A 25,931-nucleotide genomic window follows, 5' to 3' on the forward strand; every position below is an offset into this window, starting at 1 on the left:
CTTCGCACGCGTATCGCCCGGGGAGTCTGGTGGGCGGTGAAGGGGACGGGGGTGCCATGGGGGGTGGCGGGGCTGTGGTGGGGGGTCGCGGGGGTGGCGGAGGCGGGCTCGGGGAAGACCCGCCCCCGCCGGGCGGCAGAGCGGCTCAGAAGGCGCTGCCGTCCGTCGATGGCCGTGGCTAAGGGCGAGCTTCGCCGCCGACGGGACCGATCGGCAAGAAATGTGACAACCACGACATTGGTCATGACGCCGGCTCCTTCAGTACGCGGTCCATCGGCACCTCGGCCGTGACCGTCACCGCCGCCCGGTCCAGGTCGGCCGGGGACGGCATCACGCTGCCGGGCAGCCGCACGGCCGCCGCGCCATGGGCGACCGCCGAGGCGAGCGCCTCCGGACCGCTGCCGCCGGCGATCAGGAAGCCGGCGAGCGAGGAGTCACCGGCGCCGACATTGCTGCGTACGGTGTCCACGCGCGCGCTGCCGAACCAGGCGCCCGCGTCGTCCACGAGCAGCTGCCCGTCGGCGCCCAGGCTCGCGAGTACCGCGTGTGCGCCCATCGCGCGCAACTCCTCGGCGGCCTTCAACGCGTCGCCCACGGTGGCCAGGGAGCGCCCGACCGCCGCCGCGAGCTCCTCGGCGTTCGGCTTCACCACGTCGGGCCGGGCCCGCAGCGCTTCGAGGAGAGCGCGCCCGGAGGTGTCCAGCGCGATCCGCGCGCCCCCGTCGTGCGCCCGCGCGACGACATCGGCGTACCAGGACGGGGCGAGCCCGCGCGGGAGGCTGCCGCAGCAGGCGATCCAGTCCGCGTCGCGCGACTGCTCGCGCACCGTCTCCAGGAGCAGTTCCTGCTCGGCCGTCGACAGTTCGGGTCCCGGCGCGTTGATCTTCGTGAGTACGCCGTCCGACTCCGCGAGCGCGATGTTGGAGCGGGTGGCGCCGGTGACCGGGACCGGTGCGACCTCGATTCCCTGCGCGTCGAGCAGGTCGGCGACCAGTGCGCCGGGCGCACCACCCAGGGGCAGGACCGCGACCGTGCGCTGTCCGGCGGCCGCGACCGCGCGCGAGACGTTCACGCCCTTGCCGCCCGGGTCCATGCGCTCGCCGGTGGCGCGGATGACCTCGCCCCGGTCGAGGGAGGGGACCTCGTAGGTGCGGTCCAGGGACGGGTTCGGGGTGACGGTGAGGATCATGCGCGCACTACTTCCGTGCCGCCGCGCTCGATGGCGGTGGCGTCTTCTTGGCTCAGCCCGCTGTCGGTGATCAGCAGGTCCACATCGCTCAGGTCGCCGAAGCGGGCGAAGTGCTCCTGGCCGTGCTTGGCGGAGTCGGCGAGCATCACCACACGGCGGGCCGCGGCCACCGCCGCGCGCTTCACCGCGGCCTCGGCGAGGTCGGGGGTGGTCAGACCGTGCTCGACGGAGAAGCCGTTGGCCGCGACGAACAGGACGTCGGCACGGATCTCGCCGTACGCACGCAGCGCCCAGGCGTCCACGGCGGCGCGCGTACGGTGCCGTACGCGCCCCCCGACGAGGTGGAGCTGGATGCCGGGGTGATCCGCGAGACGGGCCGCGATGGGCAGGCTGTGGGTGACGACGGTCAGGGACGCCTCCAGCGGCAGCGCGGCGGCCAGCCGGGCCACCGTCGTACCGGCGTCGACGATCATCGTGCCCTCGGTGGGCAGCTCGGCGAGGGCCGCCTTCGCGATGCGGTCCTTCTCGTCAGCCGCGGTGCCCTCCCGCTCGGCGAGGTCCGGCTCGAAGTCCAGTCGCCCGGCCGGGATCGCGCCACCGTGCACCCGGCGCACCAGCCCGGCGCGGTCGAGGGCCTTCAGGTCCCGGCGGATCGTCTCCGCCGTGACCTGGAACTCCTCGGCCAGCGACAGGACGTCCACCCGGCCCCCGTCACGGGCCAGCCGGAGAATCTCCTGCTGCCGCTCCGGTGCGTACATGTCCGTTCGCCTCCGAACTGTGCCCGAACTTGTGGTTTCGACAGGGAGAGTACGCCCGGATTTCCAGGAAGTAAACAGGTCCGGACCCAATCGGGCATGAATGGCGTCCGACCTGGGCGTGAGTGGGCATGAGTGGGCATGAGTGGGTACGACTGGACGTGCGGGAACGACGAAAAGCCCGGCAACGAAGTGCCGGGCCACCGTCTCTCTCCCCCCGCTCTCAGCCCACCAGCGCGGGCTCCTTCTCCGGCTCCGGCCCCGGGCCCGCCTCGGACCCGGACGCCTCGGCAGCTCCCTCGACGTGCAGTGCCGGCCGCTTCGGCAGCGCGAACATCAGCAGGAAGATCGCGCCCATCACCGCGGCCACCCAGCCCAGCGCGTGCTGGAAGCCGTCCGCGAAGGCCGCGGCCGCCTGCGGGCCCTGCGGGGCCTGCGCGGACTCCGTCAGCCTGTCGTCGACGACCCCGAAGAAGACCACCGAGACCAGGCCGAGGCCGAGCGCGTTGCCCATCTGCTGGACAGTGTTGATGAGGCCCGACGCCGAACCCGCGTGCTCGCGCGGCACCTCCGACAGGATCGCGTCCGTCAGCGGGGCCACGATCAGGCCCATGCCGACGCCCATCACGACCAGGGGCAGGGCCATCTGCCAGGGGGCGATGGAAAGGCCGTAGCGGCCGGCCTCCCAGATGTAGAGCAGAACGCCGATCGCCATCACCAGCGCACCCGCCTGGAGCACCTTGCGGCCGAAGCGCGGGACCAGCGCCTGCACGGACATGCCGGCCGCCGTCGAGACCGCGATCGAGAACGGGATCCCGGTCAGGCCCGCCTTCAGCGGGCTCCAGCCCAGGCCGAACTGCATGTACAGCGTCCACACCAGGAAGAAGATGCCGAGCGCAATACCGAAGACGGTCTGCACCGCGATGCCGGCCGCGAAGCTCTTCACCTTGAACAGCGACAGTTCGACGAGCGGGGAGCCGTCGCGGGCGGCCTTGCGACGCTCATACGCCACCAGCACCCCGAGGACGACGAGTGCGCCCGCCATCGACACATACCCCCGCAGCGGCCAGCCCAGCTCACGGCCACGGGTGAGCGGGTACAGCAGCATCAGCAGGCCGAGGGTGACGAGCGCGACGCCGACCAGGTCCAGCTTCAGTGCCTTCGGGGCCTTGGACTCCGTGATGAAGCGGCTGCCGAGGATCAGACCCGCGATGCCGACGGGCAGGTTGATCAGGAAGATCGGGCGCCATTCGAGACCGAAGAGGTTCCACTCCGTCAGCAGTGCGCCGAGCAGTGGACCGGTGACCGCGCCAAGTCCGACGACCGCGCCGAACAGGCCGAAGACCTTGCCGCGTTCGTGCGCCGGGAACGTCGCGTGCACGATCGACAGCACCTGCGGGACCATCAGCGCCGCCATCGCGCCCTGCAGGATGCGGGAGGCCACCAGCATCTCCGGGTTCGCGGCGAAGCCGCACAGGGCCGAGGCCAGGGTGAAGCCGCCGATACCGATCAGGAACAGCCGCTTTCGGCCATGTATGTCACCGAGACGACCGCCGGTGATCAGGCCGGCGGCGAAGGCCAGGGCATAGCCGGCGGTGATCCACTGGATCTGACTGAAGGACGCGCCGGCGTCCCGCTGGATCGACGGGATGGCGATGTTGACGATCGTGACGTCGACGAGGTCCATGAAGGCCGCGGTCATGACGATCGCCAGGGCGAACCATCGACGGCGGTCGCCCGGTGCGCTGGGGTGGATCACGAGTGCTGGTTCTGTCCCGGTTGAGGTCATGGCTTGAAGGTATTCCTTCATTAGGTCAGATCGTGTCCTAGTACTGCGGCATCCTCGGATTCATGACGAGGGACACTCCGGCACGGCTTCTGACACTCCTCTCCCTTCTCCAGACGCCCCGCGAATGGCCCGGCGGTGAGCTCGCCGACCGGCTCGGGGTGTCCCGACGGACGGTGCGGCGTGACATCGACCGGCTGCGGGAGCTGGGGTATCCGGTGCAGGCGACCATGGGGGCGGAGGGCGGCTATCGGCTCGTCGCGGGCAAGGCGATGCCGCCGCTCGTACTGGACGACGAGGAGGCCGTGGCCATCGCGGTCGGGCTGCGGGCCGGGGCCGGGCATGCGGTCGAGGGGGTGGAGGAGGCGTCGGTGCGGGCGCTGGCGAAGCTGGAGCAGGTGCTGCCGTCGCGGTTGCGGCACCGGGTGACCACGCTGCAGGCCGCGACCACGCCGTTGACCAGTGGGGACGGGGCGAGCATCGCGCCCGAGACGCTGACCGTGATGGCGTCGAGTGTGGCGGGGCGGGAGCGGTTGCGGTTCGCCTATCGCGCCGCGGACGGCACCGAGTCGCGGCGCCTGGCGGAGCCGTACCGGCTCGTCTCGACCGGGCGCCGCTGGTACCTCGTCGCATACGACCTCGATCGCGCCGACTGGCGCACGTTCCGGGTGGACCGGGTGAGCGAGCCGTTCGCGACCGGGGCGCGGTTCGCTCCGCGGGAGTTGCCTACGGGGAACGCCGCGGAGTACCTACGGCGTTCCATGCAGCGGCATCAGGCGTCGTACGACTTCGAGGTGACGTTCGCGGCGTCCGCCGAGGCTGTCGCGGCGCGGGTTCCCCGGTGGTTGGGGGTGCCGGAGCCGATGGGTGCGGAGTGCTGTCGGCTGCGGGCCACCGTGGGGGACGCGGTGGAGTGGTTGGCGGTGCGGTTGGTGTTGCTCGGGTTTGAGTTCACTGTGCGGGAGCCGGTGGAACTCGTGGAGTGTGTACGGGAGTTGGGCGGGCGGTTGAGTCGGGCCGCCGCGGGGTGAGTGGGGGGCGGGATGCCCGCGGGGGCCCGCTGCGCTGAGTTGCTGTGGGTGCGTTTCGGCTGTGGGTTCAGGACGGGGCGATCTCATCCCATGGGAACGTCCTCAGCGCCGCCAAGTTGCGCATCGCCAGGGCCGCCGGGCCGTCCGGGCCCTCTGCGGGGGCGGTGCCGGATGCCCATGTTTCCACTGCTACTCGTACCGAGGCTGCTGCCACCGCGGCGGCGAAGTCGAGGGCCGGAGAAGGGGGTTCGGCAACGTTGTCTGCAACGTTGTCCCGGCTTCTGTGGGCCAGGACCTCCGCCAGCTTCTCCTCCGACTCGTGGCAGACCTCGGCCCACACCCTTCGCAGGGCCGGGCTCGATGTGGCAAGGCGGACCAGGGTGCGGACCCAGTCCCAGGACGCCGCCGAGACACCTGCGCCGGGGGTGAGGGTGTGGTGGGCCGCGTGTTCCAGGGCCTCGGGGAGGGAGAGGTCGGCGGGGGCGTTGCGGACGGCCTGGGTCCAGCGGGCGGCGCCGGCCGCGTAGAGGGGGGCCACCGCCTCCTCCTTGGTGGCGAAGTAGCGGTAGAACGTGCGCGGGGCGATGCCTGCCGCCTGGGCGATGTCCTCGGCCCGGGTGGCCCGAAGGCCCTGTCGCACGAAGAGGGCGGCCGCCGCGCGGGCGATCTCCATGCGGGTCGCCGCCTTGCGGCGTTCCGTCAGTGAGGGGGAGATGGGGCTGCTCACGCTCGGCAGGCTATGCCCATGTGGCACAATCTGCCATCCGGGTGGGCGACCCCGTGGTTCAGGTACGGGGTGGCCCACCCGTCCGGTCGGCCCGCCGCAGAAAATGAGCCGGGCTCCGGCACCCAGGGGGGATAGGCGCCGAAGCCCGACTCGGGGGAAGTCCCGGCGCCGGGGGGAGTGCGTCGGGACTTGGTCCGTTGGTATGTGTGGTGGGGGTGTCGGGGGGCCGAACTCCCTTGCCTGGAGGTCTTTTTCCCGGTCCCTGTGAATTGAAGCGGCGTTACATCGCCATGTTTGCGCGGTCTTTGGCCACCCGGCGTACGCCCCCGCCCTTGCGGACGGAGGACTCGCACGGAGGACTCGGGCGGAGGACTACGCGGCCGCGTCGAAGCCGGTGCTGCGGGCCATCTTCTTCAGCTCCAGCAGGGCGTGCTTCTCGATCTGGCGGATGCGCTCGCGGGTCAGGCCGTGCTCCTTGCCGACCTCGGTCAGCGTGCGCTCTCGGCCGTCCTCGATGCCGTACCGCATCTTGATGATGGACGCCGTGCGCTGGTCGAGGCGGCCGATCAGGTCGTCCAGCTCCTCGCTGCGCAGGAGGGTGAGGACGGACTGCTCCGGGGAGACCGCGGAGGTGTCCTCCAGCAGGTCGCCGAACTGGGTCTCGCCCTCGTCGTCCACCGCCATGTTCAGGGAGACCGGGTCGCGGGCCCAGTCCAGGACGTCCGTCACACGCTCCGCGTTCGAACCGAGCTCCGCGGCGATCTCCGCGGGCTCCGGGTCGCGGCCGTGCTCCCGGTTGAACTCGCGCTGGACGCGGCGGATGCGGCCCAGCTCCTCCACGAGGTGGACGGGGAGGCGGATGGTGCGGGACTGGTCCGCTATCGAGCGGGTGATCGCCTGACGGATCCACCAGGTCGCGTACGTCGAGAACTTGAAGCCCTTGCGGTAGTCGAACTTCTCGACCGCGCGCACCAGGCCGGCGTTGCCCTCCTGGATCAGGTCGAGGAGGGGGAGACCGCTGCGCGGGTAGCGCCGGGCCACCGCCACGACCAGGCGGAGGTTGGAACGGATGAAGATGTCCTTGGCCCGCTCGCCGTCGGCGACCAACGCTTCCAGTTCCTCACGGGTGGCGTCCGCCTTGGCCTCCTCGTATCCGTCGAGGACCTGCCTTGCGAACACACCCGCCTCGATGATCTGCGAAAGCTCGACCTCTTTGGCGGCGTCGAGTAGCGGCGTGCGCGCGATCTCGTCGAGGTACATGCCGACCAGGTCGCGGTCCGCGATCTCGCCACCATGGGCGCGAACACTGCGTGCCGCGTCGACGGCCTCGCCGGTGGCGGACTGACGACGGGCGACGGCACGGGTTGCCATGCGTGCTCCCTTGCGAAGTGGGCGGGCGGGTGCTTCTTAACGCTGCTTCTTGAACGCTTGGGACTCTTGTCGAGTGCCCTGCATCCGATGGAAACAACGACTGGAATCAGGACAGAATTCCCAACCCACCCCGCTATTTTTCTGATCTTGCAGTACCCTGCCCGGCCATACGAGGAGGCCCGATGTCGTCGGAACGTACAGAGGTGCAGGTCAGGTCCGGAGTCGAAGGAGACCTCGAAGCCCTCACCGACATCTACAACCACTATGTACGCGAGACGGCCATCACATTCGACACCGCGGCCTTCACGCCGGAAGAGCGCCGCTCTTGGCTGGTCTCCCACCCTGAAGACGGCCCGCACCGGCTGATGGTTGCCGTGGAGGCCGGGCCCGAAGGGAACTCACAGCGGATTCTGGGCTATGCCACATCCGGCCCTTTCCGGGCCAAGCCCGCCTACGGCACCTCCGTGGAGGTCACCGTCTACCTCGCGCCGGACGCCGGCCGGCGCGGCATCGGCACCCTCCTCTACAAGGCCCTGTTCGAGGCCCTGGCCGAGGAGGACCTGCACCGCGCCTACGCGGGCATCGCCCAGCCGAACGAGGCGTCCACCCGCCTGCACGAGCGCTTCGGCTTCCGGCACATCGGCACGTATCGCGAGGTCGGCCGCAAGTTCGGCCGGTACTGGGACGTGGCCTGGTACGAGAAGGAGTTGTAGGCACGGGAAGGGCCTCGGCCAAGCCCGGCAAAGGTCTCAGCCAGGCACGGGAAGGGCTTCAGCCAAGCCCGTCACGGGCCTCAGCCGAACTGCACGGACCGCTTCGCCAGCCCCATCCAGAACCCGTCGATCACGGACTTCTGGCCCGCCTGGCCCGTCTGCTCACCGGCCGCGTCCGCGGCGCCCATCGTCACGAACAGCGGGGCGAAGTGCTCGGTGCGCGGGTGGGCGTAGCGGCCGGCCGGGGACTTGTGGAGGAAGTCCAGCAGGGCGTCCCAGTCGCCGCCCTCCAGCGCCCGCCGCCCCCAGTCGTCGAACTCCGCGGACCAGGCGGGGACGCCCTCCTGGCGCAGGGCGGCCAGGTTGTGGGTGAAGAAGCCGGAGCCGACGATCAGCACGCCCTCGTCGCGCAGCGGCGCCAGCTTGCGGCCGATCTCCATGAGCCTCACGGGGTCCAGGGTCGGCATGGAGATCTGCAGGACGGGGATGTCGGCCGCGGGGTACATCTCGACGAGCGGGACGTAGGCACCGTGGTCGAGGCCGCGGTCCGGGATGTCCTGCACGGGCATGCCCGGGGCGCGCAGCAGCTTCCGTACGGACTCGGCGAGCTCGGGGGCGCCGGGGGCCGGATAGGTCACCTGGTAGTAGTGCTCGGGGAATCCCCAGAAGTCGTAGACGAGAGGGACGGGCTCGGTGGCAGCGATCGCCAGGGGGGCCTCCTCCCAGTGGGCGGAGACCATGAGGATCGCCTTGGGGCGCGGCAGAGCGGCAGACCAGGCCGCGAGCTCGCCGGGCCAGACCGGGTCGTCCGCGAGCGGCGGGGCGCCGTGGCTGAGATAGAGAGCAGGCATGCGCTCCTGCGTGACGGCGGACATGACGGCGACTCCCTCCGGAGACTCAGTTGCTTCGCTGCAACCAGGTCGATGTGTTTGCTTCGATGCGGCTGCTTAGATGCGGCGACTTCAGTACGGTCGCTTCAGCGGTTGCTTCAAATCTAAAGCTTCCTCTGCCAGAGAACCGTACGCCCAGGTAGTTAAAACTTCAAGGAGAGCTCTCGTACAGTGGAGTACATGAATACGGCATCGACCTCCGCGCCACCCGCACCCGACGCGTCCGCACCCCCGCAGGAAACGCGTTGGCTGACCGTCGAGGAGCAGCAGGTCTGGCGCTCCTACATCGAGGCGACCACCCTGCTCTGGGACCACATGGACCGCCAGCTCCAGCGGGACGCGGGCATGCCGCACATCTACTACGGCCTCCTGGTCAAGCTCGCCGAGTCCCCGCAGCGCCGACTGCGGATGACCGAGCTGGCGATGCTCGCGAAGATCACCCGCTCCCGTCTCTCGCACGCCATCGCCCGGCTGGAGAAGAGCGGCTGGGTGCGGCGCGAGGACTGTCCCGACGACAAGCGGGGCCAGTTCGCGGTGCTGACGGACGCGGGCATGGAGATGCTGCGGGAGGCGGCACCCGGCCATGTGGAGGCCGTTCGTCAGGCGATGTTCGACCGGCTCACGCCGGAGCAGCAGAAAGCCCTCGGCGAGATCATGCAGATCGTCGCCGAGGGCCTGCAGCCGAGTGAAGCGGGTGCGGACCTGCCCTGGCTCCGCTGAACCGCTCATTCAGCGAGCCGGGGCAGGTCCTTCGAGGCGTTACGTACGGAGCGTCCCCATCCCCGTACGTACGCCCGGTCCCAAGGGGTACGACCGGACGGTCGTCGCCGGTCTCAGTGCGCGACGACCGGCACCGCGACCTCGTTCTCGGCGCCCTCCTCGGAGGAGGCCACCGTCGTGCCGCCCGGACGGCCGGCGTTGACGAAGGTCAGGGCGATGGCCGCGGCCACGACCAGGATGCCGACGGCGAACCAGATCGCGTTGGTGTAGCCCTGCACCATGCCCTCCAGCTGGACCAGCTGCTGCTGGGACCGGCTGGTCGCGCCGGCGATGTGGTCGGCGATGTAGGACGTGGTCGCCGAGGCGGCGATCGTGTTCAGCAGGGCCGTACCGATCGCGCCGCCCACCTGCTGCGAGGTGTTGACCATCGCGGAGGCGACACCGGCGTCCTGCGGCTTGACGCCCTGCGTGGCGAGTGACATCGCCGGCATGAACGCCGTACCCATGCCGAGGCCGAGCAGCAGCATCGCGGGCAGCAGGAGCGCGGCGTACGAGGAGCCGATCTCCAGCTGCGTCAGCAGCAGCATGCCGAGGGCGGCGACCAGGAAGCCGGGGCCCATCAGCAGTCGCGGCGCGACCCTGGTCATCAGTCGGGTGCCGATCTGGGTGGAGCCCGTGATCATGCCCGCGATCATCGGCAGGAAGGCGAAGCCGGTCTTCACCGGCGAGTAGCCCTTCACGATCTGCAGGTAGTAGGTCAGGAACAGGAACAGACCGAACATCGCGATGATCGCGAGGCCGAGCGAGAGGTAGACACCGCCGCGGTTGCGCTCGGTGACCACGCGCAGCGGCAGCAGCGGTGCCTTGACCCTGGCCTCGACGAGGACGAAGGCCAGCAGCAGCACGGCGGAGGCGACGAACATGCCGACCGTCACCGAGTCGGCCCAGCCGCTGGACTCGGCACGGGTGAAGCCGTAGACCAGCGCGACCAGACCGAGGGTGGAAAGGATGACGCCCGGGATGTCGAGCGCGGAGCGGTTGCGGCTGCCCTCGGGCTCACGGATGACCAGCCAGGCACCGGCCGCGGCGAGCACGGCGAACGGGATGTTGACGAAGAACGTCCAGCGCCAGTCCAGGTACTCGGTGAGGAAACCGCCGAGGATCAGACCGACGGCACCGCCACCACCGGCGATGGCGCCGTAGATGCCGAACGCCTTCGCGCGCTCCTTGGCGTCGGTGAACATCACCGCGAGCAGCGAGAGCGCGGCCGGGGCGAGCAGCGCGCCGAACGCACCCTGGAGGGCACGGGCGCCGAACATCATGGCCTCGTTGGTGGCCGCCCCGCCCAGCGCGGAGGCCGCGGCGAAGCCGCCCAGACCGATGACGAAGGCGCGCTTGCGTCCCCACAGGTCGGCGATACGGCCGCCGAACAGCAGCAGACCACCGAAGGCGAGGGCGTAGGCCGTGACGACCCACTGCCGGTTGCCGTCGGAGATGCCCAGGTCCTGCTGGGCGGAGGGCAGTGCGATGTTCACGATGGTCGCGTCGAGCACGACCATCAGCTGGGCTATCGCGATGAACGCGAGCGCTTTCCAGCGGTTGGGATCGACGGCGCCGAGGGCGCTGCCGGGAGCCTTTGCGGCCGTTTCAGACATTGCGGTACCCACTTCGGGACTTCGTGACGGAAAAAGTGAAAGGAAAGGGGACGGCTCGTCGGCTGTGACGGCCGGTGAGATTCAGCGAGATGAGGCGAGATTCCGTGAGACTCGGTGAGTCTCGGTGAAATGCGGTGAGATGCGGTGTGGTGACTGCTGTGGCGCTCTGAACTAACCGGTCAGGCCTGGCGCAGGTCCTCCATGGTCAACGCCGTGCCCGGCAGGACCGAGCGGGCCGGTGCCCGCAGTCCGTCCAGGAACAGCTGAAGATGACGGTGGACATAGCGGTCGGCCATGTCGCACCCGGTTCCGGCAGGGGGGCGGCTGAGCTGGGCCGCGGCGATCATGAGGTCGCCGACGTCCACGTCGGAGCGGAGCTGGCCGGCCGCCTTGGCGCGGTCCATGATCGCCCCGATCAACTGCTCGACCCGCTCCCGCGAGGCCTCCAGATCCGGGTGGTGCTTGTCGAACGTGCTCTGGACCATCGGGCACAGCGCGCTGATCCGCTCGTCGGCGGCGGTGTGCACGAAGCGCTCCAAGGCCTCGAAGGCATCCCCGGTCTGCGCGAGCGCGAGCTCGGCCGCCGCCGCCGTACGGTCCATGACCGTGCAGACGACCTCGCGGACCAGTGCGTCGCGGTCGGGGAAGTTGCGGTACACCGTGGCGTTGCCGACGCCGGCCCGGCGGGCGATCTCGTCGAGCGGCACGTCGGGGCCGAACTCGACGAACATCTCCTGGGCGGCGGTGACGATCCGCTCCCGGTTGCGCAGGGCGTCGGCGCGCGGCCGCGTCGCCTTGCGCGCTACGGGGGTCGCGGTCTGCACGGTGTACTCCTCGATTTCCGGTGAGTGGGCGATCCGGGGAAGGTGTCCCCGTTTCGCTTGGACACATGGCTAAACGGGGAAGGGCTCCCCGGTTATTTCCCGCCCCGGGAAAGATTTCATGTGACCTGAATCACAAACACCCGGACCCAAGAACCCACGTTCGGTCTCTTCCAACGCGCGCCCGCGCACCCCTCGACACAGGGTGATCGAGAGGGAGCAGCACGCAGTCGGGCGGCTGCCATGGACTGAAGGGCCCATGCATGCAGCCGAGCCGTCGGATACGCACCCGCCGTGTGGCCGCCCTCGCCTCCGTGACCGCCCTGACCCTGGCGGTCAGCACCTCGGCAGGCACCGGGCACCTCACGGCGGGATCCTCGACGGTGGCCGGCGCGGGCCCGATCTCGCCGGAGCACCCCTCCGCCCTGCGCCCCTGCATGATCAGCGGCCGGCCGACGGTCCAGATGTCCGAGGGCGTACCGACGGTGCGCGGCTACTCCCGCTCCACCGGAACCGTGCGCGCCCTCACCGTCATGGTCGACTTCCCCGACGCCCCCGGCCCCGGCCGCGCCCTCGACCGTTTCTCCGAGTTCTTCCCGCAGACCCAGGACTGGTTCCGCACCAGCTCCTACGGCCGCCTCGACTACCGCCCCGAGACCCCGGTCCCCGGCTGGCTGCGCATGCCCAAGTCCTTCCGGGCGTACGGCATAGAGCGCGGCGCGCCGTTCGACCCCGGCTACCGGGAGCTGGTCCAGGACATCGTGGTCGCGGCCGATCCGAAGGTGGACTTCCGGTCGTACGACTTCCTGAACGTGCTGGTGACACCCAACGCCGGCCCGTCGGCCCTGGACACGGTCCTGTCAGTGACCTTCGCGGGCAACACCGACGCCCCGGTCGCCGACGGGGTCTCGGTGGCCAACGCCTCCTTCGTCTACTCCCGCCAGGACGACGGCTCCGGCACCTACCACCGCACCGGTTACCGGGTCCTCCCCCACGAGAACGGCCACGTCTTCGGCCTGCCCGACCTGTACACCGCCGAGGGCGGCAGCGCGGTCGGCCACTGGGACATCATGAGCGAGGACTGGGGGGCCAACAACGACCTGCTCGGCTGGCACAAGTGGAAGCTGGGCTGGCTGGACGCCGCGCAGATACGCTGCGCCGCCACCCCGGGCACGACCGAGTACGTCCTGACCCCGCTGGCCCGTGAGGGCGGCCCGAAGCTGGTGTTCGTCCCCCTGGGCCGCCGCACCGGATACGCCCTCGAACTACGCACCCGCGAGGGCAACGACGAGGCCGTGTGCCGCCCCGGCGTCCTGATCTACCGGGTCGACGCGGATGTGGACACCGGGATGGGGCCGGTGAAGGTCCACGACTCCCACGAGAACAGCGGCGGGTGCACGCGCAGCGCGAACGTCCACGCCGAGCTGTCCGACGCGACGTTCGCACCCGGGGAGGAGTTCCGCGACGAGAAGCGGGGGGTGCGGGTGGCGGTGGTGGGGGTGGATCTGACGGGGGGGTATCGGGTGCGGGTGACTCGGGGGTAGGGGGTGCGGGTGGGGGCGGGTGGGGGCGGGTCGGGGTGTCGTACCCGGGCGTGAACCGGAGATTGCCGTACGCGGGCGGGAGCCGGAGATCGCCGTACGCGCGAGTAAGCGGTGGTTGCCGTATGTGCGCGGGGGTCGGATTACGGTTAGGGCTGCCGCGAACGCCGTACGGAGAGCCGATGCCCGCGAAGACGACCCTGGACGACGACCGAGCCCTGCCGTTGGAGGCGGTCACTCCGCTGATCCGGGGTGTCGCGGTGCTGCGGCGACTGACGGAGGCCGGCGGGACGCTGAGCGCGAGTGGGCTGGAGCGGGGCACCGGGCTGGCACGCTCGACGGTGGACCGGATCACGTCCACGCTCGCCCGCATGGGATACGTCCGCCTCGACGGCCGTGACATCGCCCTGGCGCCGCGCGTCATGGAACTGGGCAACGCCTACCTGGCCGCACTCGGCCTGCCCGCCCTGCTCTCCGCGCACGCGGACGCGCTCGCCGACGAGTTGGACGAGTCGGTGTCGCTCGCGGTCGCCGACCGTGACGGCATCCGCTTCATTCACCAGGCGACCCGCCGCCGCGCGATGTCCCTCAGCTTCCGCATCGGCGACCTGCTCCCGGCCGAACGCACGGCGCCGGGCCCGCTGTTCGCGACGGAGTGGACGGAGCCGGAGTGGCAGGCGTGGCGTGAGCGCCGGGCGAAGGACCCCGAGGACCGGGGCTTTCCGGCCGCACCCTGGCAGGTGCACCCGTCCTCCGACGAGGACTTCGAACGCCGGGCGGCGCGGGCGCGGGAGGACGGCTGGGCGTTGGACGACCAGTTGATCGAGCCGGGGCTGGTCGCGCTGGCCGTACCGGTGAAGGACCCCCGGGCGGGCGGCCGTATCGCCTGCGTGGTGAGCGTGGTGAGCCATACGAGCCGGCACACGGCCGCGGACCTGCGCGACACGCTCCTCCCCCGGCTGCGGACGGCGGTCACCGAGATGGAACGCGCACTGCGCGAGGCCCCGCAGCCGCGCCCCGGCCCGGTCCCGGCGGGCCTCGCGACCTGGACGGGCGCCTCCAAGCAGGAACTGGGCAGGGAGTTCGTCGAGTCACTGGCGCGCGGACTGACCGTACTGACCGCCTTCGGCGAGGGCCGGGCGGAACTGACACTCACGGACGTGGCGAACGCGACCGGGCTGGCCCGGGCGACGGCCCGACGTGCGCTCATCACATACGAACATCTGGGCCTGGTACGCCCGTCGGGGAACCGGTCCTTCACCCTGACCCCCCGCGTACTCTCCCTCGGCTACCCGCCCCTGTCCCGCACGTCCCTGGCCCAGATCGCGACCCCGCACCTGGCCGAACTCGCCGACCGCGTCCACGAGTCGGCGTCCCTGGCGGTGCTGACACCGTCGGCAGAGGAGGTCCAGTACATCGCCCGGGCCGCCACGAGCCGGGTGATGAGCGTCAACATCACGGTCGGCACGCGGCTGCCGGCGTATGCGACATCGCTGGGGCGGGTACTGCTGGCGGACCGCCCGTCGGACGAACGCCAGTCAACCGCCCCGACAGTCGAACTGCGCCCACTCACCCCCCAAACAATCACGAACCCCTCGGCCCTGGCCGCCGCCCTGAAGGAGGTCCGCACCCGCGGATACGCCCTGGTCGACGAGGAGTTGGAGGCGGGCCTGCGCTCGGTGGCGGTACCGGTACGGGACCGAACGGGCCGCGTGGTCGCCGCGCTGAACGTGGCCATGCACGCGGCACGACGGTCGGTGGAGGAGTGCGTGCGGGAGGTGCTGCCGGAGCTGATGGAGACGGCTGGACGGGTGGAGGGGGAGCTTCGGGTGGCGGGGCGGTTTGCTCGGGTGTCGGTGGCCTGAGTGCCTGGAGGTTCAGCCGTCGTACGGCCGCCTGGCGGCACGGCATAAGCCGTCGGTACGGCCTGCCGGCACGGCATCAGCCGTCGTAAGGCCTGCCGGGCACGGCACTAGACGTCGCACGGCCTGGCGGGCAGGGAACTAGCCGTCGTACGGCCTGGCGGCGCGGCCCTCGCGGAGGGTCAGCCCCCACCAGGTGAGCTGGTCGAGCAGGACATCGGCGGCCTTGGTGGTGCCGTCCTGGTCGTGCGGGCGCCCCTCGTCGTCGAACTGCTCCCAGGCCATGTGAAAGCTGACGGTGTCGCGCAGGGTGACGGCATGCAGCTCGGCGAAGACCTGACGCAACTGCTCGACGGCGCGCTGGCCGCCGGCCATGCCGCCGTAGGAGACAAAGCCGACCGGCTTGGCCCGCCACTCCCGGTAGACGTAGTCGATGGCCAGCTTCAGGGCGGCCGGGTACCCGTGGTTGTACTCGGGAGTGACGACGACGAACCCGTCGAGCCCACCGATGCGCTGGGCAAGCCTTGGCGCGTCACCCGTCACGTCGGACCGCTCCAGGGTCAGCTTGAGCTCGTCGGCGAGGGCGGGCTCGGACAGATCGATGACATGCGTCTCCATGTCACCCCGACGCCCGATCTCGGCCACGAACCACCGAGCCACCTTGTCGGCGAACCGGCCGGGCCGGACGCTGCCGATAAGAACGCCGATCTTGAGCGGGGCCTGGGAGGCGTGCGACATGGGTGTACCTCGTTTTCGGGGAACGGCTGGGAGTGATCGCGGGGCGCCTCTGAGTGGGGCCCCGCGATCACAACGTAAAATCTCAACTTAACTTGAGGTCAAGCGAGCCTGAGCCGACGTTCCGAAGATCACCGAGCCGCACCATCGCTCACCGACAACCGGGGCGAACGCCGCAGGTCAGGGCGCGTTCTGGGATCATGTCAGTCGGCCTTCTGGAAGTGACCCGTAGAGACGTGAAGCCGGGCACGTTCTTGTCGGCTCGAAGGCTTCCTCGCACACTCAATGCTTCACCCGGAAGACGGTGAACGATGGTGTCGTACGTGGGTCCAGACGGCAGTCAAGCCACGGCCCCTTCCCGTTGAACGCCTGCTCGTAGAACGCGATGACAAGCGCCTTGTTGTCGGCAGCGGACACGTGCTTCTCATGCTCTCTGGGTGCTGGGTCGTGCGTCAGAGGGTCATGGCGTCGCGGACGAGCGCCGTGTCGACGAACTGTTCGAAGCGGACGATGCGTCCTGCGCGTACGACGAAGTGGTGGGCGACGCGGACGGCGATCGGCTTCCCGGTCGCCTTGTTGGTTGCGGTGTAGCGGGCGAGGACGACGACGTTCTCGCCGTCGACGACGTAGGTGTCGTCGTGGGCGGTCCAGCCGTCCCAGTCCTGGCCGAGCTTCTCCATCACGCCGGCGGTGACGCCGTCGGGGGTGCGGTAGGTGCCGGCGAGGGGGAAGCCGGCCATCTCCGTCCACTCCACGTCGGGGGCGAGGGTGGCCCGAAGGGCCTCAAGGTCACCTGCCGCGGAGGCGAGGTACTGACGGCGCACGACGTCGGCGGGTGCGGTGGAGGTCGCGAACTCGGCCATGGTCAGCCCCACTTCATTTCGCCCTTGGCGACCTTCGCGCCGATCTGGGCGGCGATCAGCATGCCGTTGTCGGGGTAGCGCTTGACCAGCACCTCGGTCAGCGTGGCGCCGTCGGACGCCTTGCCGAGCTCCTCCTCGAAGGCGAGGAGGTACTCGCGGGTCGCGGAGATGGCGGACGCGTCCGCCGCCGTACCGGGCAGACGGTGGCCCGGCACGACGAGCCGCGGGTCGAGCGCGGCCATCTCGTCCAGCAGGTCGATCCACGCGGCACGGTCGCCGGGGGTGGGGGTGTCGGCGACCCAGACGTGCTCCTGCTGGAAGAGCAGGACGCCGCCGAGGAGGGCACGCTGCTCGGCCTGCCACAGATAGTGGCGGTCGGGCAGCGCGGCCGGGCCGCCCTTGAGCTCGAAGCGGCGGCCCTCCAGGGTGAGGTCGCCGGTCAGCGGGGTGAGGTCGACCAGGCGGGTGGGCAGGTTCGGGCCGAGCGTGGCCCATGCCTTGAGCTTGCCCTCGTAGGAGTGCTGGATGTGTTCGATGACGATCGGGGTGGCCACGAAGGCCGCGTCGGGGAAGGCGTCGGCGATGACTTCGGCGCCGAAGTAGAAGTCGGGGTCGGCGTGACTGACGAAGACGGTGGTCAGCGTCTTGCCGGAGTCGAGGATCTCGGCGGCGAGGCGGTGGCCGTCGGCGCGGGTGAAGGCGACGTCGACCAGGAGGGCCTCGTTCTCGCCGGTGACGAGGGTGGCGGTCTTGTTCTTGCTGCCGGCCGGGAAGTCGAGGTCGAGGACCTTGAAGGACAGGGTGCTCATGCGAGGGCTCCTTTACGCAAGGGATGGGGTGGGGGCAGGGGAAGATCAGTGGACGGCGAAGCGTGCGTCGACCTCGTCGGCGGTGGCTTGGCCGTAGGCCAGCGGGGTGACGGAGTCGCCGTCGACGGCGAGCAGAGTGGGGAACCCGGTAACGCCGAGCTGGACCGCGCGGCGGAAGTCGGCGTGGGCCGCGGTCTGTGCGTCGGGTCCTTCGAAGGCGGCGACGACCGTATCCGCGTCGAGCCCGGCGGCCTGGGCGACCTTCCGGTAGGTGGCCGCCTCGGACAGGCTGCGTCCGTCGACGTAGAAGGCGGCCTGCAGGGCCGCGGCCAGCTCCGCCACGCGAGCGGGAGCGACCTGGCGCAGGGCGGCGACACCGCGCGCGGCGGCCTCGGAGTCCATCACGAAGGAGCCGTCGGCGATCAGCCGCTCATACGCCTCGCCGAACTCGGCGCCGGTCAGCTCGGCGATCTTGGCGTTCGCGCCCTGGACGTAGCCGAACTGGCGGATCGGTACCCGGCGCGATCCGGTGAACAGGCCGCCGGAGACGACCTCGACCGGCAGTTCGGGGTGACGGGCGGCGACCTCGCTCAGTGTTCCGGAGAACCCGTGCGACCAGCCGCAGTAGGCGTCGAAGACGTAGACGAGCTTCATCGAGGACCTCGGCAGGGATGTGCGCCCGCGGGTTGCGAACGATTCACCTGACAGAACAGTAACTGACGCGTCAGATATTTCAAGATGCGTGTGAGGTGAGGCACACGAGTCTGGCTGACCGCGTCATTGCACCAGCGTTGCCGCTGGTCCGCAGGTCAGGGCAGCCGGGGCAGCAGATCCCGGGCCGTGTGGCTGAGGATCCGAAGATCCTCCGCGAACCGCTTCCGATCCGCCTCGGGCAAGGGATTCACGAGGTACCGCTTGATGTTCTCCAGGTGCACCCGGGACGCGCGCACGACCGTCTCCTCGCCCAGCGGCGTCAGCCGCACCAGCTTTCCGCGCCGGTCGTCGGGGGAGTCCGCACGCGTCACGAAACCCGCCGCCTCCATGCGATCCACCAGCCGGGTGGCACCGCCCGTGGTCAACACCTGTTCCTGGGCGATGGCACGCATCGGAAGCCCCGGCTCGCCCGCGCGCCCGAGGATCAGCAGCACCTCGAAGACCAGATGGCTGATGCCGCACTCCACCTCCAGCGCCCGGCCGAGGATGTACTCCAGCCGGTTCGCCGCCCCCTGCAGCCGCCCGAACGCCAGGATGAGCTCGTGGTCGGCAGCCTCCTTCGCCGTCCCGATCTCCGCTTCCTCACCCACGGACACACCGCCCCTCGTCGTCCCGGTACCACCGTACCGATCATGTACGGACACGCGGGGTAGCGGAGGCAGCCGGACCAGTCGGCCCTCCGCGGCCTCCGCGGCCTCCCCGGCCTCCCGGAACAAGGGACGACGCGCCGTGCCAGACGCCAGCGAGACAGCGCCCAGTGGCCCCACAAGCTGACGCATGGAGCAGAACGGTCCAATCACCCTTGACCTCTGCCCCCACAACGCCCACCAATCATTCGCTGCAGGTCACAGAAGCTGCAGATCAGAGGCACTCCAGCTCGCCTCTCCGCTCTCCTGCCCCTATACAGAGGACAGTCGCTGGCGCGCATCCGCTAGGCTGTCCCTGGTCAGCCGTTGGTACGTCGCCCTGTCTGCTCAGATGACAGTGCAGAGCGCGTCGCACTACGTTTGACCAGCGGGCTTGTACTCCTCGTCGAAGATCCGCAGCCTGGGTTTTCAACAAGGTTTTCTACAAGCCCCCGCCTTCGTAGCTCAGGGGATAGAGCACCGCTCTCCTAAAGCGGGTGTCGCAGGTTCGAATCCTGCCGGGGGCACAGGGTCTGACCAGCGCGTTTACCTCTCTCGGGTGGGCGCGCTGTTCGTCGTAGCCGTGGCATTGGCCATCAGCATGGCAAACACCAACCTCAAGCCCGTTCGGAGAGTCCGCATCCAACGGATCCGGCGTTCAGGGGCGGCACCAGCCGATGGTCCTGTTTGGCCGCAGTGGTGGTGTCTCCGCTGCTGGCGGTCGCAGCCCGTGGCCTGCTGCGACCGAACACGCAGCGGGCATCTCCGCTTGATCGCGCGTCCCCTGCGGGATACCGGACGGCCTTCTTCACGTCCATCTCGACGCAGACCCGGTTCACGCAACGCGGGCGGTCGATCCCTCGTCTGGCAGGGAGAACAGCCAGGAACCACCCCCCTGAACGGAGCGCTCGGTGCTCATAGGACTCCTGACCGCCGTTGCGGCCTCGATCTGTTACGGCACGGGCTCCGTCCTCCAGGCCGTCGGCTCCCGCAAGTCGGCCCGCCGCGAGGCGGCCGCCGCCGGGCATACCACCGGACAGGTCACCGCGCATGGCGGCCCCAGTCTCTCCTCCACTGCCCAGGCCGCGATGACCTGGGAATTCATCGTCGGCACGGTCCTGGACTTCGTCGGCTTCGGACTCGGCGCGCTCGCCGCCCGCCTGCTGCCGCTGTTCCTCTCCCAGACGGTCATCAGCGCCAACCTCGTCATCACGGCCGTCCTGAGCGTCAAGCTGCTCGGCATCCGGCTGACCCGGGCGGAGTGGACCTCGATCGCAGTCGTCTGCTCGGCGCTGGTGCTGCTCGCGAGCGCGGCGGGCTCTGAGGGCAGCGGGCACACGCCGATCACCACCCACTGGTGGCTCCTCACGATCTCACTGCTGCTGATGGCGGGCGGCACGGTCCTGGTCCGGCTGCTCGGCGCCCGGGCCGCGATCCTGGCCGGTCTGCTCTCCGGTCTCGGCTTCGGCGCGCTGGGCGTGGGCGTGCGAGTGCTGAACGGGATCGATCCGTTCGACCTGGCCACGCTGCTCACCGACCCGGCCCTGTACGCCATTCTGGTCGCCGGAATCGGCGGCATGTACCTGCACACCGTCGCGCTGCAGATCGGCTCGGTGAACGGGGCGACGGCGGCGCTGGTGGTCGGCGAGACCGTGCTGCCCGGCATGATCGGCGTCTGGTGGCTGGGGGACGCGTCACGCCCCGGCTTCGCCTGGCTGGCGGTGACCGGCTTCGTCCTGGCGGTCTCGGGCGCGGTCGCGGTGGCCTGGTTCGGCGCGCCGGAGAACGCCGGGAAGGACGTCCCGGCCCCGACCGACACCCCCACCCAGAACCCGGCGCTTGCCCAAAACCGAGCCTCTTAGCATCGGGGACTGGCGCGGTGGCTGCCGCTCCCTGTCCAGTCCCCGCCGCTTCGAACCATACGTGCGGTTCTCCCGCATACGGCTTTCCGACATCGTTCACCGGCTGGCATGACTGTCGCCCTGCGCACGGCGTCGTCACGTTGTTGGGCATGTGATCGCCTGAGAGAGCGTTAAGCCCCTTCCCTCCCGGTTCGTGATCACTCGCTCCCCCTCGGTGCCTGGGCCCGGACCGCCTCGGGCACCACCGGCGGCCACCATCTGTTGATCACACACATGCCCGAGTTCCTGTATTGCACCCTCCACGGGTTCAGTGCGCTGAAATCGCCAGCCGGTTGCCAGGACTGATCCCAGCGCGAGAGACGATGCGCACGGATTCAGCACACATGAGGCCGGGACACCCCGTGAAGACGTGAGAACTACGGAGGGGTGTTTGCCCAGGCCAGACGCCCGGTAGCCGACGTTTCCGCAGGTCACAGCCCCGCCCCGGGAAAACTCCTAAAGCGGGTGTCGCAGGTTCGAATCCTGCCCGGGGCACCGTGCCTGACCAGGCAAGACGAGGAAACAAAACGCTGCCGGTGTGGATCCCGGTTGTCACCTCGATGGCGCCGCCGGAGGCGGATAGCAGGCCGTTGGGGGTGCTGCTGTCGGGGGCGTCGAGGTCGCCGGCCAGGGGGCCCTGTGGGTCCGTGATCTGGAAGTGGTGGTGCTGGGTGAAGACCAGATCTGTTCCTGTGCGGGGCGGCTCATTCACAGCTGTTCTCTTTCCGATCTTGACCAGCAAGTGCAGGAGGATTGACCTGGGGTCTCAACAGATCGGGAAATGCCAGGTCAGCGGCGTGAAGCGGTTGCTCCCGTCCGGGTTTGTGCCGACGGCCACAGCGAGCAGGCCGCACGTAGGCTCATACTTAGCCATGACTAAACCTGCGGCACCGAAGCGTCACCTGCCTACCAGCCCCTTCAAGGCCCCGGTCGCACCCGTTCCCAAGCACTTCGCCGTGGGCGACCAGGTCACCCATGACATGTACGGCCTCGGCCGGGTCATCGGCATCGAGGACGGCATCGCGGCGCTCGTGGATTTCGGCTCGGCGCAAATGCGGATCTTGAGCCCGTACGCCAAGATGACCAAGCTGTAGAACCGCTGTGCCCGGTCACGGCACGCCAGGCCCCCTCAGGGACCTGTAACGAAAGGCAGACCTCTCATCGACTCGACCTCGCTGTTCTCCGCCCCGGAAGGGCAACCGCGCCGTTCCACCGCGGTATCGCCTCCTCCGACGACCACGCCCTTCCAGGCCCCGGACTTCGGGGAAGAGGAGCTGTTCTGGCCCGAGGACGCACCGGAGCCCGCCCCGGGCACGCGTGCGGCGCGGACCAAGGCTGCCTAGGGGTGGGCTCGACAGCTACCCGCGGGCTGTCTCCGGTCAACACAGGCGCATCCGTTCCCGTGAGTCCGATCAGACAAGCCGCAGGTCGCCGGCCAGACGCCCCGACCTCTGTGCTGTAGCGGGTGTCGCAGGTTCGAATTCCGCCGGGCTGTCGGCCGAATGGCCCAATGGCCAAATGGCCACCTACGAGCTTTCGTTGGTGGCCATTGGCATTCAGCATCCAGGTCTGGCAGGAACGTGGCGGGGCTACTTGGTGATCGTCACCGTCGTCCGGGTCGTTGCGGGGATGTGTTGGCCGTCGCCCTTGTACGTGACGGTGTAGGTGATGTCACCCGTCTCGCGCGGGCTTTCCGTGAAGGTGAACTCGCCCGTCGCCGTGGAGATGGGGAAGGTGCCGACCGGGGTGCCGGTCGGGTGTTCCGCGTCCGTGCGGATCACTTCCACCGTCGTGCCCGCGGGGAAGGGCTCCGCTGCCTGCAGCCAGCCGGTGATGGTCAGGTCCTTGCCCTTGCGGGAGGTCGCGGGGGCCTGGAGGCTGAGTGTGGTGTCCAGCTTGCCCGCGTCCGGGAGGACGTGGAGGGTGGGGGCGCTGCCGTAGGAGAAGCCCGTGATCGCGAAGAGGCGGTTCTCGTCCGGGGCCCAGGCGAGGCCGTCGCGCTGGAGGTCGTTCACGGCGTACTCGTGCAGCGACGGCCAGGTGGAGCCCGGGCGGTAGGTCTTCACGAAGTCGCCGTCCGCGCCCGTCGCCACCGTTCCGTCGGTCGCCACGGCCACCGCGTTCGGGAACTGCCAGCTCGAGTAGGAGCCGTTCGACGACAGGTCGGACACGCGGACGATCTGGTGGTCGTACGGGTTGTTCGCGGCTACGACGATGTTCTGGCCGTCGGCCGTCACCGCGAAGTCGTTGAGGTACGAGATCGACGGCGACGAGGTGAAGCTGCGCTCGGTGCGCCTCTGCAGGGTGCCGGTCGCCGTGTCGTACACCGCGAGGGTGGCCGGGCTGACGGCCTCCTCGCCCGCGACCAGCGTGTTCGGGTCGGCGGGGGACGATGCCAGGGCCGGGGCGTAGTACCAGTACCGGCCGCTCGGGACGAGCGTCGCCGTCGGGGCCGGAGAGGCCACGTCGAGCGAGCCGATGCCGCCGCTGCTGCCGACCGTGTAGCCGAACCACAGCTTGCCGCCCGCCATCGCCAGGCTCTGGGGCGAGGTGTCCGCGCCGGTCGGGTAGCGGTTGGTCTCGGTGAGGGTGGCGGTGTCGATCTCGGCGATAGCGCCAGCCGTCGACAGGGCCACGTACAGCTTGCTGGAGTCCGCCGAGAGCACGAGGCCGGCGGCCCCCTCCTCGGCGGTGATCTGCCGGACGACCGCGCCCGCGTAGTCGGTGACGACGATGCTGCCGCCACTCGGGTCGCTGACGAACACCTGGTCGTGCACTCCGTCGACGACGATGTCCCGGAACGAGGAGCTGGGCAGCGCCACGCTCGTCTCCTCGGCCGTGGCAGTCACCGTCCCCGCCCCGATCAGGGTCAGCGAGCCGATCAGTGCCGTTGCGACCGCGACGGCGGTGCGTCTGTGAATGCGCAAGTGAACAGAACCTCCTCGGAGTTGGGCCGGTCGTTTTCGACCTCCCGTTCGAACAGCGCAGGGCGGTGGGCATGTGTCACGCACCTCGCGAGTGTCCGGCCGGGGCGGAGGCCTGAACCTCTCGGGCCGGCCCTTGCTGTGATCCACTTCTGCTTACGGAGGCGGTGGAGCGTCAGGAGGAGCGGGGATGAGCGACGACGAGGACGGGCTCGCGGAAGGTCAGCGTGCTCAATGGCAGCGGACCTACCGCGCCCACCCGCACATGTACGGGGAGCAGCCCTCCTCCGCCGCCGTTCATGCCGCCGCCGTCTTCCGGGACGCCGGTGCCGACGACGTGTTGGAGTTGGGGGCCGGGCATGGGCGGGATGCGCTCTACTTCGCGCAGCAGGGGTTCCGGGTCCAGGCCACGGATTTCAGTCCCGTCGGGCTGGAGCAACTGCGTGACGCGGCCCGTTCGCGGGGCGTTGGCGAGCGGGTGACCACCTTGGTTCACGATGTGCGCGAGCCGCTGCCCCTGCCGGAGACGTCCGTGGACGCGGTCTTCGCGCACATGCTGCTGTGCATGGCCCTGTCCACCGAGGAGATCCACCGCCTGGTGGGCGAGGTGCGGCGTGTGTTGCGGCCGGGTGGGGTGTTCGTCTACACGGTGCGGCATACCGGTGACGCCCACTACGGGACAGGTGTCGGTCACGGTGACGACATCTTCGAGCACGGCGGTTTCGCTGTGCACTTCTTCGGCCGGGAGCTGGTTGAGTCTCTCGCCGACGGCTGGAGTCTGGACGAGGTCCATGCCTTCGCCGAGGGCGAGCTTCCCCGCCGGTTGTGGCGTGTGACGCAGAGTCGCGCAGTACCGGCGTCCGCGGGCCGCCTGTGACGGCGACGGGTCAGGCCAGGGATCAGGCCAGGCCGAACCTCTCCGCGTGCACCTGTCGTGCCGGGACCCGCAGGTCGCGTAGGCCGGAGAGTACGGCCGTGGTCATGGCGGGCGGGCCGCAGACGTACACGTCGCGTTCGGTGATGTCGGGGACCAGCCGGTGCAGGCTCTCCGGGGCGAAGGGTGGGGTGCCGCCCTCGGCCGTTCGGCCGGTGAGCAGGTGCAATCGTCCGCCCCGTAGCGCCACCAGGTGGCGCACCTCGTTCAGCAGCACGGCGTCGGCCTCGCTGCGAACCCGGTACAGCACGACGACGTCGCCGGTCGTCTGCTCCTCCAGCATGGCGCGCACGGGTGTGATCCCCACGCCGCCGGCGATCAGCAGGGCGCCGGGCCGGCTGCGGTGCAGCGAGGTGAACGCCCCGTACGGTCCCTCGACGAAGGCACGAGAACCGACCGGGACGTTCCGCAGGCCGGCGCTGGTGCTGCCAACCGCCTTCGCCGTCAGGCGCAGTCCCTGTCCGTCGGGCGCCGCCGACAGGGAGAAGGGGTTGGCCAGCCACCAGTGGTGGTGTCCGGGGAACCGCCAGATGCAGAACTGGCCCGCCCGGGCGGGGAGTTTGCCGAGGTGTCGGCCGGTGACATACACGGAGACGACGTTGTCCGACTCCGGCACCACGGCCGCGACGCGGAAGCGGTGGTAGGCGTTGCGCCACAGCGGCATGGCGAGCCGCCCGGTCACCAGCGCGCCGAAGGCGAACAGCCACAGGATCCACCAGTAGGCCGTGGCGAACGCGGAGGACGTGAACGTCGTCGTCTCCTGCAACTGGTGGACGAACGCCAGGCCCAGGGCGACGTAGAGCAGCAGGTGCAGACCGTGCCAGACCTCGTACCGCAGCCGGCGCCGCAGGGAACGGGTGGAGATCGCGGCGATCACGACGATGACGGCCGCGGCGAGCATGCCCAGCAGGGAGGCCGGCACCCCGCTCAGCGCGACGAAGGTCTTTCCCATGGAGGTGTCGTCGAGCGTCGCGTAGCCGAGCACCACCAGGGTGGCGTGGGTGAGGACGGTCCACAGCAGGGTGAAGCCGACCCAGCGGTGCCACACCGTGAGGCGGTCCATTCCGATACGGCGGTCCAGCCACGGCAGCCGGGCCACCAGCAGCAGTTGGAACAGCATCAGCAGGGCCGCGTGCAGTCCGAAGAACTTGGCGACCGTCAGCACACCGTTCTTGCCCGAACCGGCGCTGAGGAACAACGCCTCGACGATCACCACGTTGACGATGACGAACGTCCACATCGCCCAGCGCGCCGCGTACACCGGAAGCACGGTGCCGCTGCGCACCGCGTTACTCGCCGTCGTCATGGTTGCCCCTCATCCCCCGGTGGCCGCTGTACTCACGACCGTGTGCACAAACCCCATG

Annotated in this window: 24 protein-coding genes and 1 tRNA gene; 9 read left to right on the plus strand and 16 right to left on the minus strand. The window is 69.8% G+C overall.

Annotated features, from left to right (window positions below):
• Positions 1 to 241 precede the first annotated feature (241 nt).
• From pfkB to ACZ7NC_RS05885, 3 genes are all read right to left on the minus strand, one after another.
• The gene (gene pfkB / locus ACZ7NC_RS05875) at positions 242 to 1,189 is read right to left on the minus strand and encodes a 1-phosphofructokinase (protein WP_471485245.1); all 948 of its coding nucleotides are present in this window, start codon (positions 1,187 to 1,189) and stop codon (positions 242 to 244) included.
• Positions 1,186 to 1,947 (minus strand): DeoR/GlpR family DNA-binding transcription regulator, encoded by a 762-nt coding sequence (locus tag ACZ7NC_RS05880; RefSeq protein ID WP_471485246.1) that lies wholly within the window; start codon positions 1,945 to 1,947, stop codon positions 1,186 to 1,188. Before ACZ7NC_RS05880 ends, pfkB begins: the two co-directional genes overlap by 4 nt.
• Positions 1,948 to 2,167: 220 nt before the next feature.
• On the minus strand, positions 2,168 to 3,733 hold the full coding sequence (locus ACZ7NC_RS05885) for an MFS transporter (protein ID WP_471485248.1): 1,566 nt from the start codon (positions 3,731 to 3,733) through the stop codon (positions 2,168 to 2,170).
• 62 nt (positions 3,734 to 3,795) lie between these two features.
• On the opposite strand from ACZ7NC_RS05885, the gene ACZ7NC_RS05890 reads away from it, so the two are divergent.
• Entirely contained in the window at positions 3,796 to 4,761 is a 966-nt protein-coding gene (locus ACZ7NC_RS05890; protein ID WP_471485250.1) for a helix-turn-helix transcriptional regulator, read from the plus strand.
• A gap of 67 nt (positions 4,762 to 4,828) precedes the next feature.
• On the opposite strand, the gene ACZ7NC_RS05895 is transcribed toward ACZ7NC_RS05890, so the two are convergent.
• Together ACZ7NC_RS05895 and ACZ7NC_RS05900 are read right to left on the minus strand one after the other, a co-directional pair.
• Positions 4,829 to 5,434, minus strand: a complete 606-nt coding sequence (locus tag ACZ7NC_RS05895; protein ID WP_471485386.1) for a TetR/AcrR family transcriptional regulator — start codon at positions 5,432 to 5,434, stop codon at positions 4,829 to 4,831.
• A gap of 426 nt (positions 5,435 to 5,860) precedes the next feature.
• Positions 5,861 to 6,859 carry a sigma-70 family RNA polymerase sigma factor gene (locus ACZ7NC_RS05900; RefSeq protein WP_471485252.1) on the minus strand — a complete coding sequence of 333 codons (999 nt, stop codon included), beginning with the start codon at positions 6,857 to 6,859 and terminating at the stop codon, positions 5,861 to 5,863.
• Between the two features lie 182 nt (positions 6,860 to 7,041).
• On the opposite strand from ACZ7NC_RS05900, the gene ACZ7NC_RS05905 reads away from it, so the two are divergent.
• Complete coding sequence (locus tag ACZ7NC_RS05905; RefSeq protein ID WP_471485254.1) at positions 7,042 to 7,572, plus strand: GNAT family N-acetyltransferase; 531 nt, start codon at positions 7,042 to 7,044, stop codon at positions 7,570 to 7,572.
• Positions 7,573 to 7,652: 80 nt separating this feature from the next.
• Here the strand turns inward: ACZ7NC_RS05905 and ACZ7NC_RS05910 are convergent, their stop codons facing one another.
• Entirely contained in the window at positions 7,653 to 8,447 is a 795-nt protein-coding gene (locus ACZ7NC_RS05910) for a dioxygenase family protein (RefSeq protein ID WP_471485256.1), read from the minus strand.
• A gap of 195 nt (positions 8,448 to 8,642) precedes the next feature.
• On the opposite strand from ACZ7NC_RS05910, the gene ACZ7NC_RS05915 reads away from it, so the two are divergent.
• On the plus strand, positions 8,643 to 9,182 hold the full coding sequence (locus tag ACZ7NC_RS05915) for a MarR family winged helix-turn-helix transcriptional regulator (RefSeq protein WP_471485258.1): 540 nt from the start codon (positions 8,643 to 8,645) through the stop codon (positions 9,180 to 9,182).
• Positions 9,183 to 9,295: 113 nt separating this feature from the next.
• Here the strand turns inward: ACZ7NC_RS05915 and ACZ7NC_RS05920 are convergent, their stop codons facing one another.
• Both ACZ7NC_RS05920 and ACZ7NC_RS05925 read right to left on the minus strand, forming a co-directional pair.
• The gene (locus ACZ7NC_RS05920) at positions 9,296 to 10,837 is read right to left on the minus strand and encodes an MFS transporter (protein ID WP_471485260.1); all 1,542 of its coding nucleotides are present in this window, start codon (positions 10,835 to 10,837) and stop codon (positions 9,296 to 9,298) included.
• Between the two features lie 179 nt (positions 10,838 to 11,016).
• A complete protein-coding gene (locus ACZ7NC_RS05925) occupies positions 11,017 to 11,661 on the minus strand; it encodes a TetR/AcrR family transcriptional regulator (protein WP_471485262.1) in 645 nt (214 codons plus the stop codon).
• Positions 11,662 to 11,921: 260 nt separating this feature from the next.
• On the opposite strand from ACZ7NC_RS05925, the gene ACZ7NC_RS05930 reads away from it, so the two are divergent.
• Both ACZ7NC_RS05930 and ACZ7NC_RS05935 read left to right on the plus strand, forming a co-directional pair.
• Positions 11,922 to 13,202: a M6 family metalloprotease domain-containing protein gene (locus ACZ7NC_RS05930; RefSeq protein ID WP_471485264.1), complete on the plus strand. Its 1,281-nt coding sequence runs from the start codon at positions 11,922 to 11,924 to the stop codon at positions 13,200 to 13,202.
• Positions 13,203 to 13,381: 179 nt separating this feature from the next.
• The gene (locus ACZ7NC_RS05935) at positions 13,382 to 15,064 is read left to right on the plus strand and encodes an IclR family transcriptional regulator domain-containing protein (protein ID WP_471485266.1); all 1,683 of its coding nucleotides are present in this window, start codon (positions 13,382 to 13,384) and stop codon (positions 15,062 to 15,064) included.
• Positions 15,065 to 15,202: 138 nt separating this feature from the next.
• On the opposite strand, the gene ACZ7NC_RS05940 is transcribed toward ACZ7NC_RS05935, so the two are convergent.
• The 6 genes from ACZ7NC_RS05940 to ACZ7NC_RS05965 form a co-directional block, all read right to left on the minus strand.
• On the minus strand, positions 15,203 to 15,799 hold the full coding sequence (locus tag ACZ7NC_RS05940) for an NADPH-dependent FMN reductase (RefSeq protein WP_471485268.1): 597 nt from the start codon (positions 15,797 to 15,799) through the stop codon (positions 15,203 to 15,205).
• Between the two features lie 279 nt (positions 15,800 to 16,078).
• The gene (locus ACZ7NC_RS05945; RefSeq protein WP_471485269.1) at positions 16,079 to 16,213 is read right to left on the minus strand and encodes a hypothetical protein; all 135 of its coding nucleotides are present in this window, start codon (positions 16,211 to 16,213) and stop codon (positions 16,079 to 16,081) included.
• Positions 16,214 to 16,248: 35 nt separating this feature from the next.
• Positions 16,249 to 16,659: a nuclear transport factor 2 family protein gene (locus tag ACZ7NC_RS05950; protein ID WP_471485271.1), complete on the minus strand. Its 411-nt coding sequence runs from the start codon at positions 16,657 to 16,659 to the stop codon at positions 16,249 to 16,251.
• A 2-nt stretch (positions 16,660 to 16,661) separates the two neighbouring features.
• Positions 16,662 to 17,468 carry an MBL fold metallo-hydrolase gene (locus ACZ7NC_RS05955; protein WP_471485273.1) on the minus strand — a complete coding sequence of 269 codons (807 nt, stop codon included), beginning with the start codon at positions 17,466 to 17,468 and terminating at the stop codon, positions 16,662 to 16,664.
• A 45-nt stretch (positions 17,469 to 17,513) separates the two neighbouring features.
• The gene (locus ACZ7NC_RS05960) at positions 17,514 to 18,122 is read right to left on the minus strand and encodes a DsbA family protein (RefSeq protein ID WP_471485274.1); all 609 of its coding nucleotides are present in this window, start codon (positions 18,120 to 18,122) and stop codon (positions 17,514 to 17,516) included.
• A 155-nt stretch (positions 18,123 to 18,277) separates the two neighbouring features.
• Positions 18,278 to 18,772 carry a MarR family winged helix-turn-helix transcriptional regulator gene (locus tag ACZ7NC_RS05965; RefSeq protein ID WP_471485276.1) on the minus strand — a complete coding sequence of 165 codons (495 nt, stop codon included), beginning with the start codon at positions 18,770 to 18,772 and terminating at the stop codon, positions 18,278 to 18,280.
• Between the two features lie 490 nt (positions 18,773 to 19,262).
• On the opposite strand from ACZ7NC_RS05965, the gene ACZ7NC_RS05970 reads away from it, so the two are divergent.
• The 3 genes from ACZ7NC_RS05970 (at position 19,263) to ACZ7NC_RS05980 (ending at position 21,803) form a co-directional block, all read left to right on the plus strand.
• Positions 19,263 to 19,335: transfer RNA gene (locus ACZ7NC_RS05970), tRNA-Arg, on the plus strand.
• 384 nt (positions 19,336 to 19,719) lie between these two features.
• Positions 19,720 to 20,670, plus strand: coding sequence for a hypothetical protein (locus ACZ7NC_RS05975; RefSeq protein ID WP_450950035.1), 951 nt, complete (start codon positions 19,720 to 19,722; stop codon positions 20,668 to 20,670).
• A gap of 911 nt (positions 20,671 to 21,581) precedes the next feature.
• Positions 21,582 to 21,803, plus strand: a complete 222-nt coding sequence (locus ACZ7NC_RS05980; protein WP_149823567.1) for a hypothetical protein — start codon at positions 21,582 to 21,584, stop codon at positions 21,801 to 21,803.
• Positions 21,804 to 22,298: 495 nt separating this feature from the next.
• On the opposite strand, the gene ACZ7NC_RS05985 is transcribed toward ACZ7NC_RS05980, so the two are convergent.
• Positions 22,299 to 23,636: a YncE family protein gene (locus tag ACZ7NC_RS05985; protein ID WP_471485278.1), complete on the minus strand. Its 1,338-nt coding sequence runs from the start codon at positions 23,634 to 23,636 to the stop codon at positions 22,299 to 22,301.
• A gap of 187 nt (positions 23,637 to 23,823) precedes the next feature.
• Here ACZ7NC_RS05985 and ACZ7NC_RS05990 point away from each other — a divergent pair, with 187 nt between their 5' ends.
• Positions 23,824 to 24,510 carry a class I SAM-dependent methyltransferase gene (locus tag ACZ7NC_RS05990; RefSeq protein WP_471485279.1) on the plus strand — a complete coding sequence of 229 codons (687 nt, stop codon included), beginning with the start codon at positions 23,824 to 23,826 and terminating at the stop codon, positions 24,508 to 24,510.
• Positions 24,511 to 24,532: 22 nt separating this feature from the next.
• Here ACZ7NC_RS05990 and ACZ7NC_RS05995 read toward each other — a convergent pair whose 3' ends face one another.
• Positions 24,533 to 25,873, minus strand: a complete 1,341-nt coding sequence (locus ACZ7NC_RS05995; protein WP_471485281.1) for a ferredoxin reductase family protein — start codon at positions 25,871 to 25,873, stop codon at positions 24,533 to 24,535.
• Positions 25,874 to 25,931: the final 58 nt, after the last annotated feature.

Source organism: Streptomyces sp. NPDC111802, assembly GCF_055634335.1.

Excerpts from the sequence above, each read along its gene's own strand:
- pfkB (WP_471485245.1), bottom strand. The coding sequence starts at position 1,189 with ATGATCCTCACCGTCACCCCGAACCCGTCCCTGGACCGCACCTACGAG.
- ACZ7NC_RS05880 (WP_471485246.1), bottom strand. The coding sequence starts at position 1,947 with ATGTACGCACCGGAGCGGCAGCAGGAGATTCTCCGGCTGGCCCGTGAC.
- ACZ7NC_RS05885 (WP_471485248.1), bottom strand. The coding sequence starts at position 3,733 with ATGACCTCAACCGGGACAGAACCAGCACTCGTGATCCACCCCAGCGCA.
- ACZ7NC_RS05890 (WP_471485250.1), top strand. The coding sequence starts at position 3,796 with ATGACGAGGGACACTCCGGCACGGCTTCTGACACTCCTCTCCCTTCTC.
- ACZ7NC_RS05895 (WP_471485386.1), bottom strand. The coding sequence starts at position 5,434 with ATGGAGATCGCCCGCGCGGCGGCCGCCCTCTTCGTGCGACAGGGCCTT.
- ACZ7NC_RS05900 (WP_471485252.1), bottom strand. The coding sequence starts at position 6,859 with ATGGCAACCCGTGCCGTCGCCCGTCGTCAGTCCGCCACCGGCGAGGCC.
- ACZ7NC_RS05905 (WP_471485254.1), top strand. The coding sequence starts at position 7,042 with ATGTCGTCGGAACGTACAGAGGTGCAGGTCAGGTCCGGAGTCGAAGGA.
- ACZ7NC_RS05910 (WP_471485256.1), bottom strand. The coding sequence starts at position 8,447 with ATGTCCGCCGTCACGCAGGAGCGCATGCCTGCTCTCTATCTCAGCCAC.
- ACZ7NC_RS05915 (WP_471485258.1), top strand. The coding sequence starts at position 8,643 with ATGAATACGGCATCGACCTCCGCGCCACCCGCACCCGACGCGTCCGCA.
- ACZ7NC_RS05920 (WP_471485260.1), bottom strand. The coding sequence starts at position 10,837 with ATGTCTGAAACGGCCGCAAAGGCTCCCGGCAGCGCCCTCGGCGCCGTC.
- ACZ7NC_RS05930 (WP_471485264.1), top strand. The coding sequence starts at position 11,922 with ATGCAGCCGAGCCGTCGGATACGCACCCGCCGTGTGGCCGCCCTCGCC.
- ACZ7NC_RS05935 (WP_471485266.1), top strand. The coding sequence starts at position 13,382 with ATGCCCGCGAAGACGACCCTGGACGACGACCGAGCCCTGCCGTTGGAG.
- ACZ7NC_RS05940 (WP_471485268.1), bottom strand. The coding sequence starts at position 15,799 with ATGTCGCACGCCTCCCAGGCCCCGCTCAAGATCGGCGTTCTTATCGGC.
- ACZ7NC_RS05950 (WP_471485271.1), bottom strand. The coding sequence starts at position 16,659 with ATGGCCGAGTTCGCGACCTCCACCGCACCCGCCGACGTCGTGCGCCGT.
- ACZ7NC_RS05955 (WP_471485273.1), bottom strand. The coding sequence starts at position 17,468 with ATGAGCACCCTGTCCTTCAAGGTCCTCGACCTCGACTTCCCGGCCGGC.
- ACZ7NC_RS05960 (WP_471485274.1), bottom strand. The coding sequence starts at position 18,122 with ATGAAGCTCGTCTACGTCTTCGACGCCTACTGCGGCTGGTCGCACGGG.
- ACZ7NC_RS05980 (WP_149823567.1), top strand. The coding sequence starts at position 21,582 with ATGACTAAACCTGCGGCACCGAAGCGTCACCTGCCTACCAGCCCCTTC.
- ACZ7NC_RS05990 (WP_471485279.1), top strand. The coding sequence starts at position 23,824 with ATGAGCGACGACGAGGACGGGCTCGCGGAAGGTCAGCGTGCTCAATGG.
- ACZ7NC_RS05995 (WP_471485281.1), bottom strand. The coding sequence starts at position 25,873 with ATGACGACGGCGAGTAACGCGGTGCGCAGCGGCACCGTGCTTCCGGTG.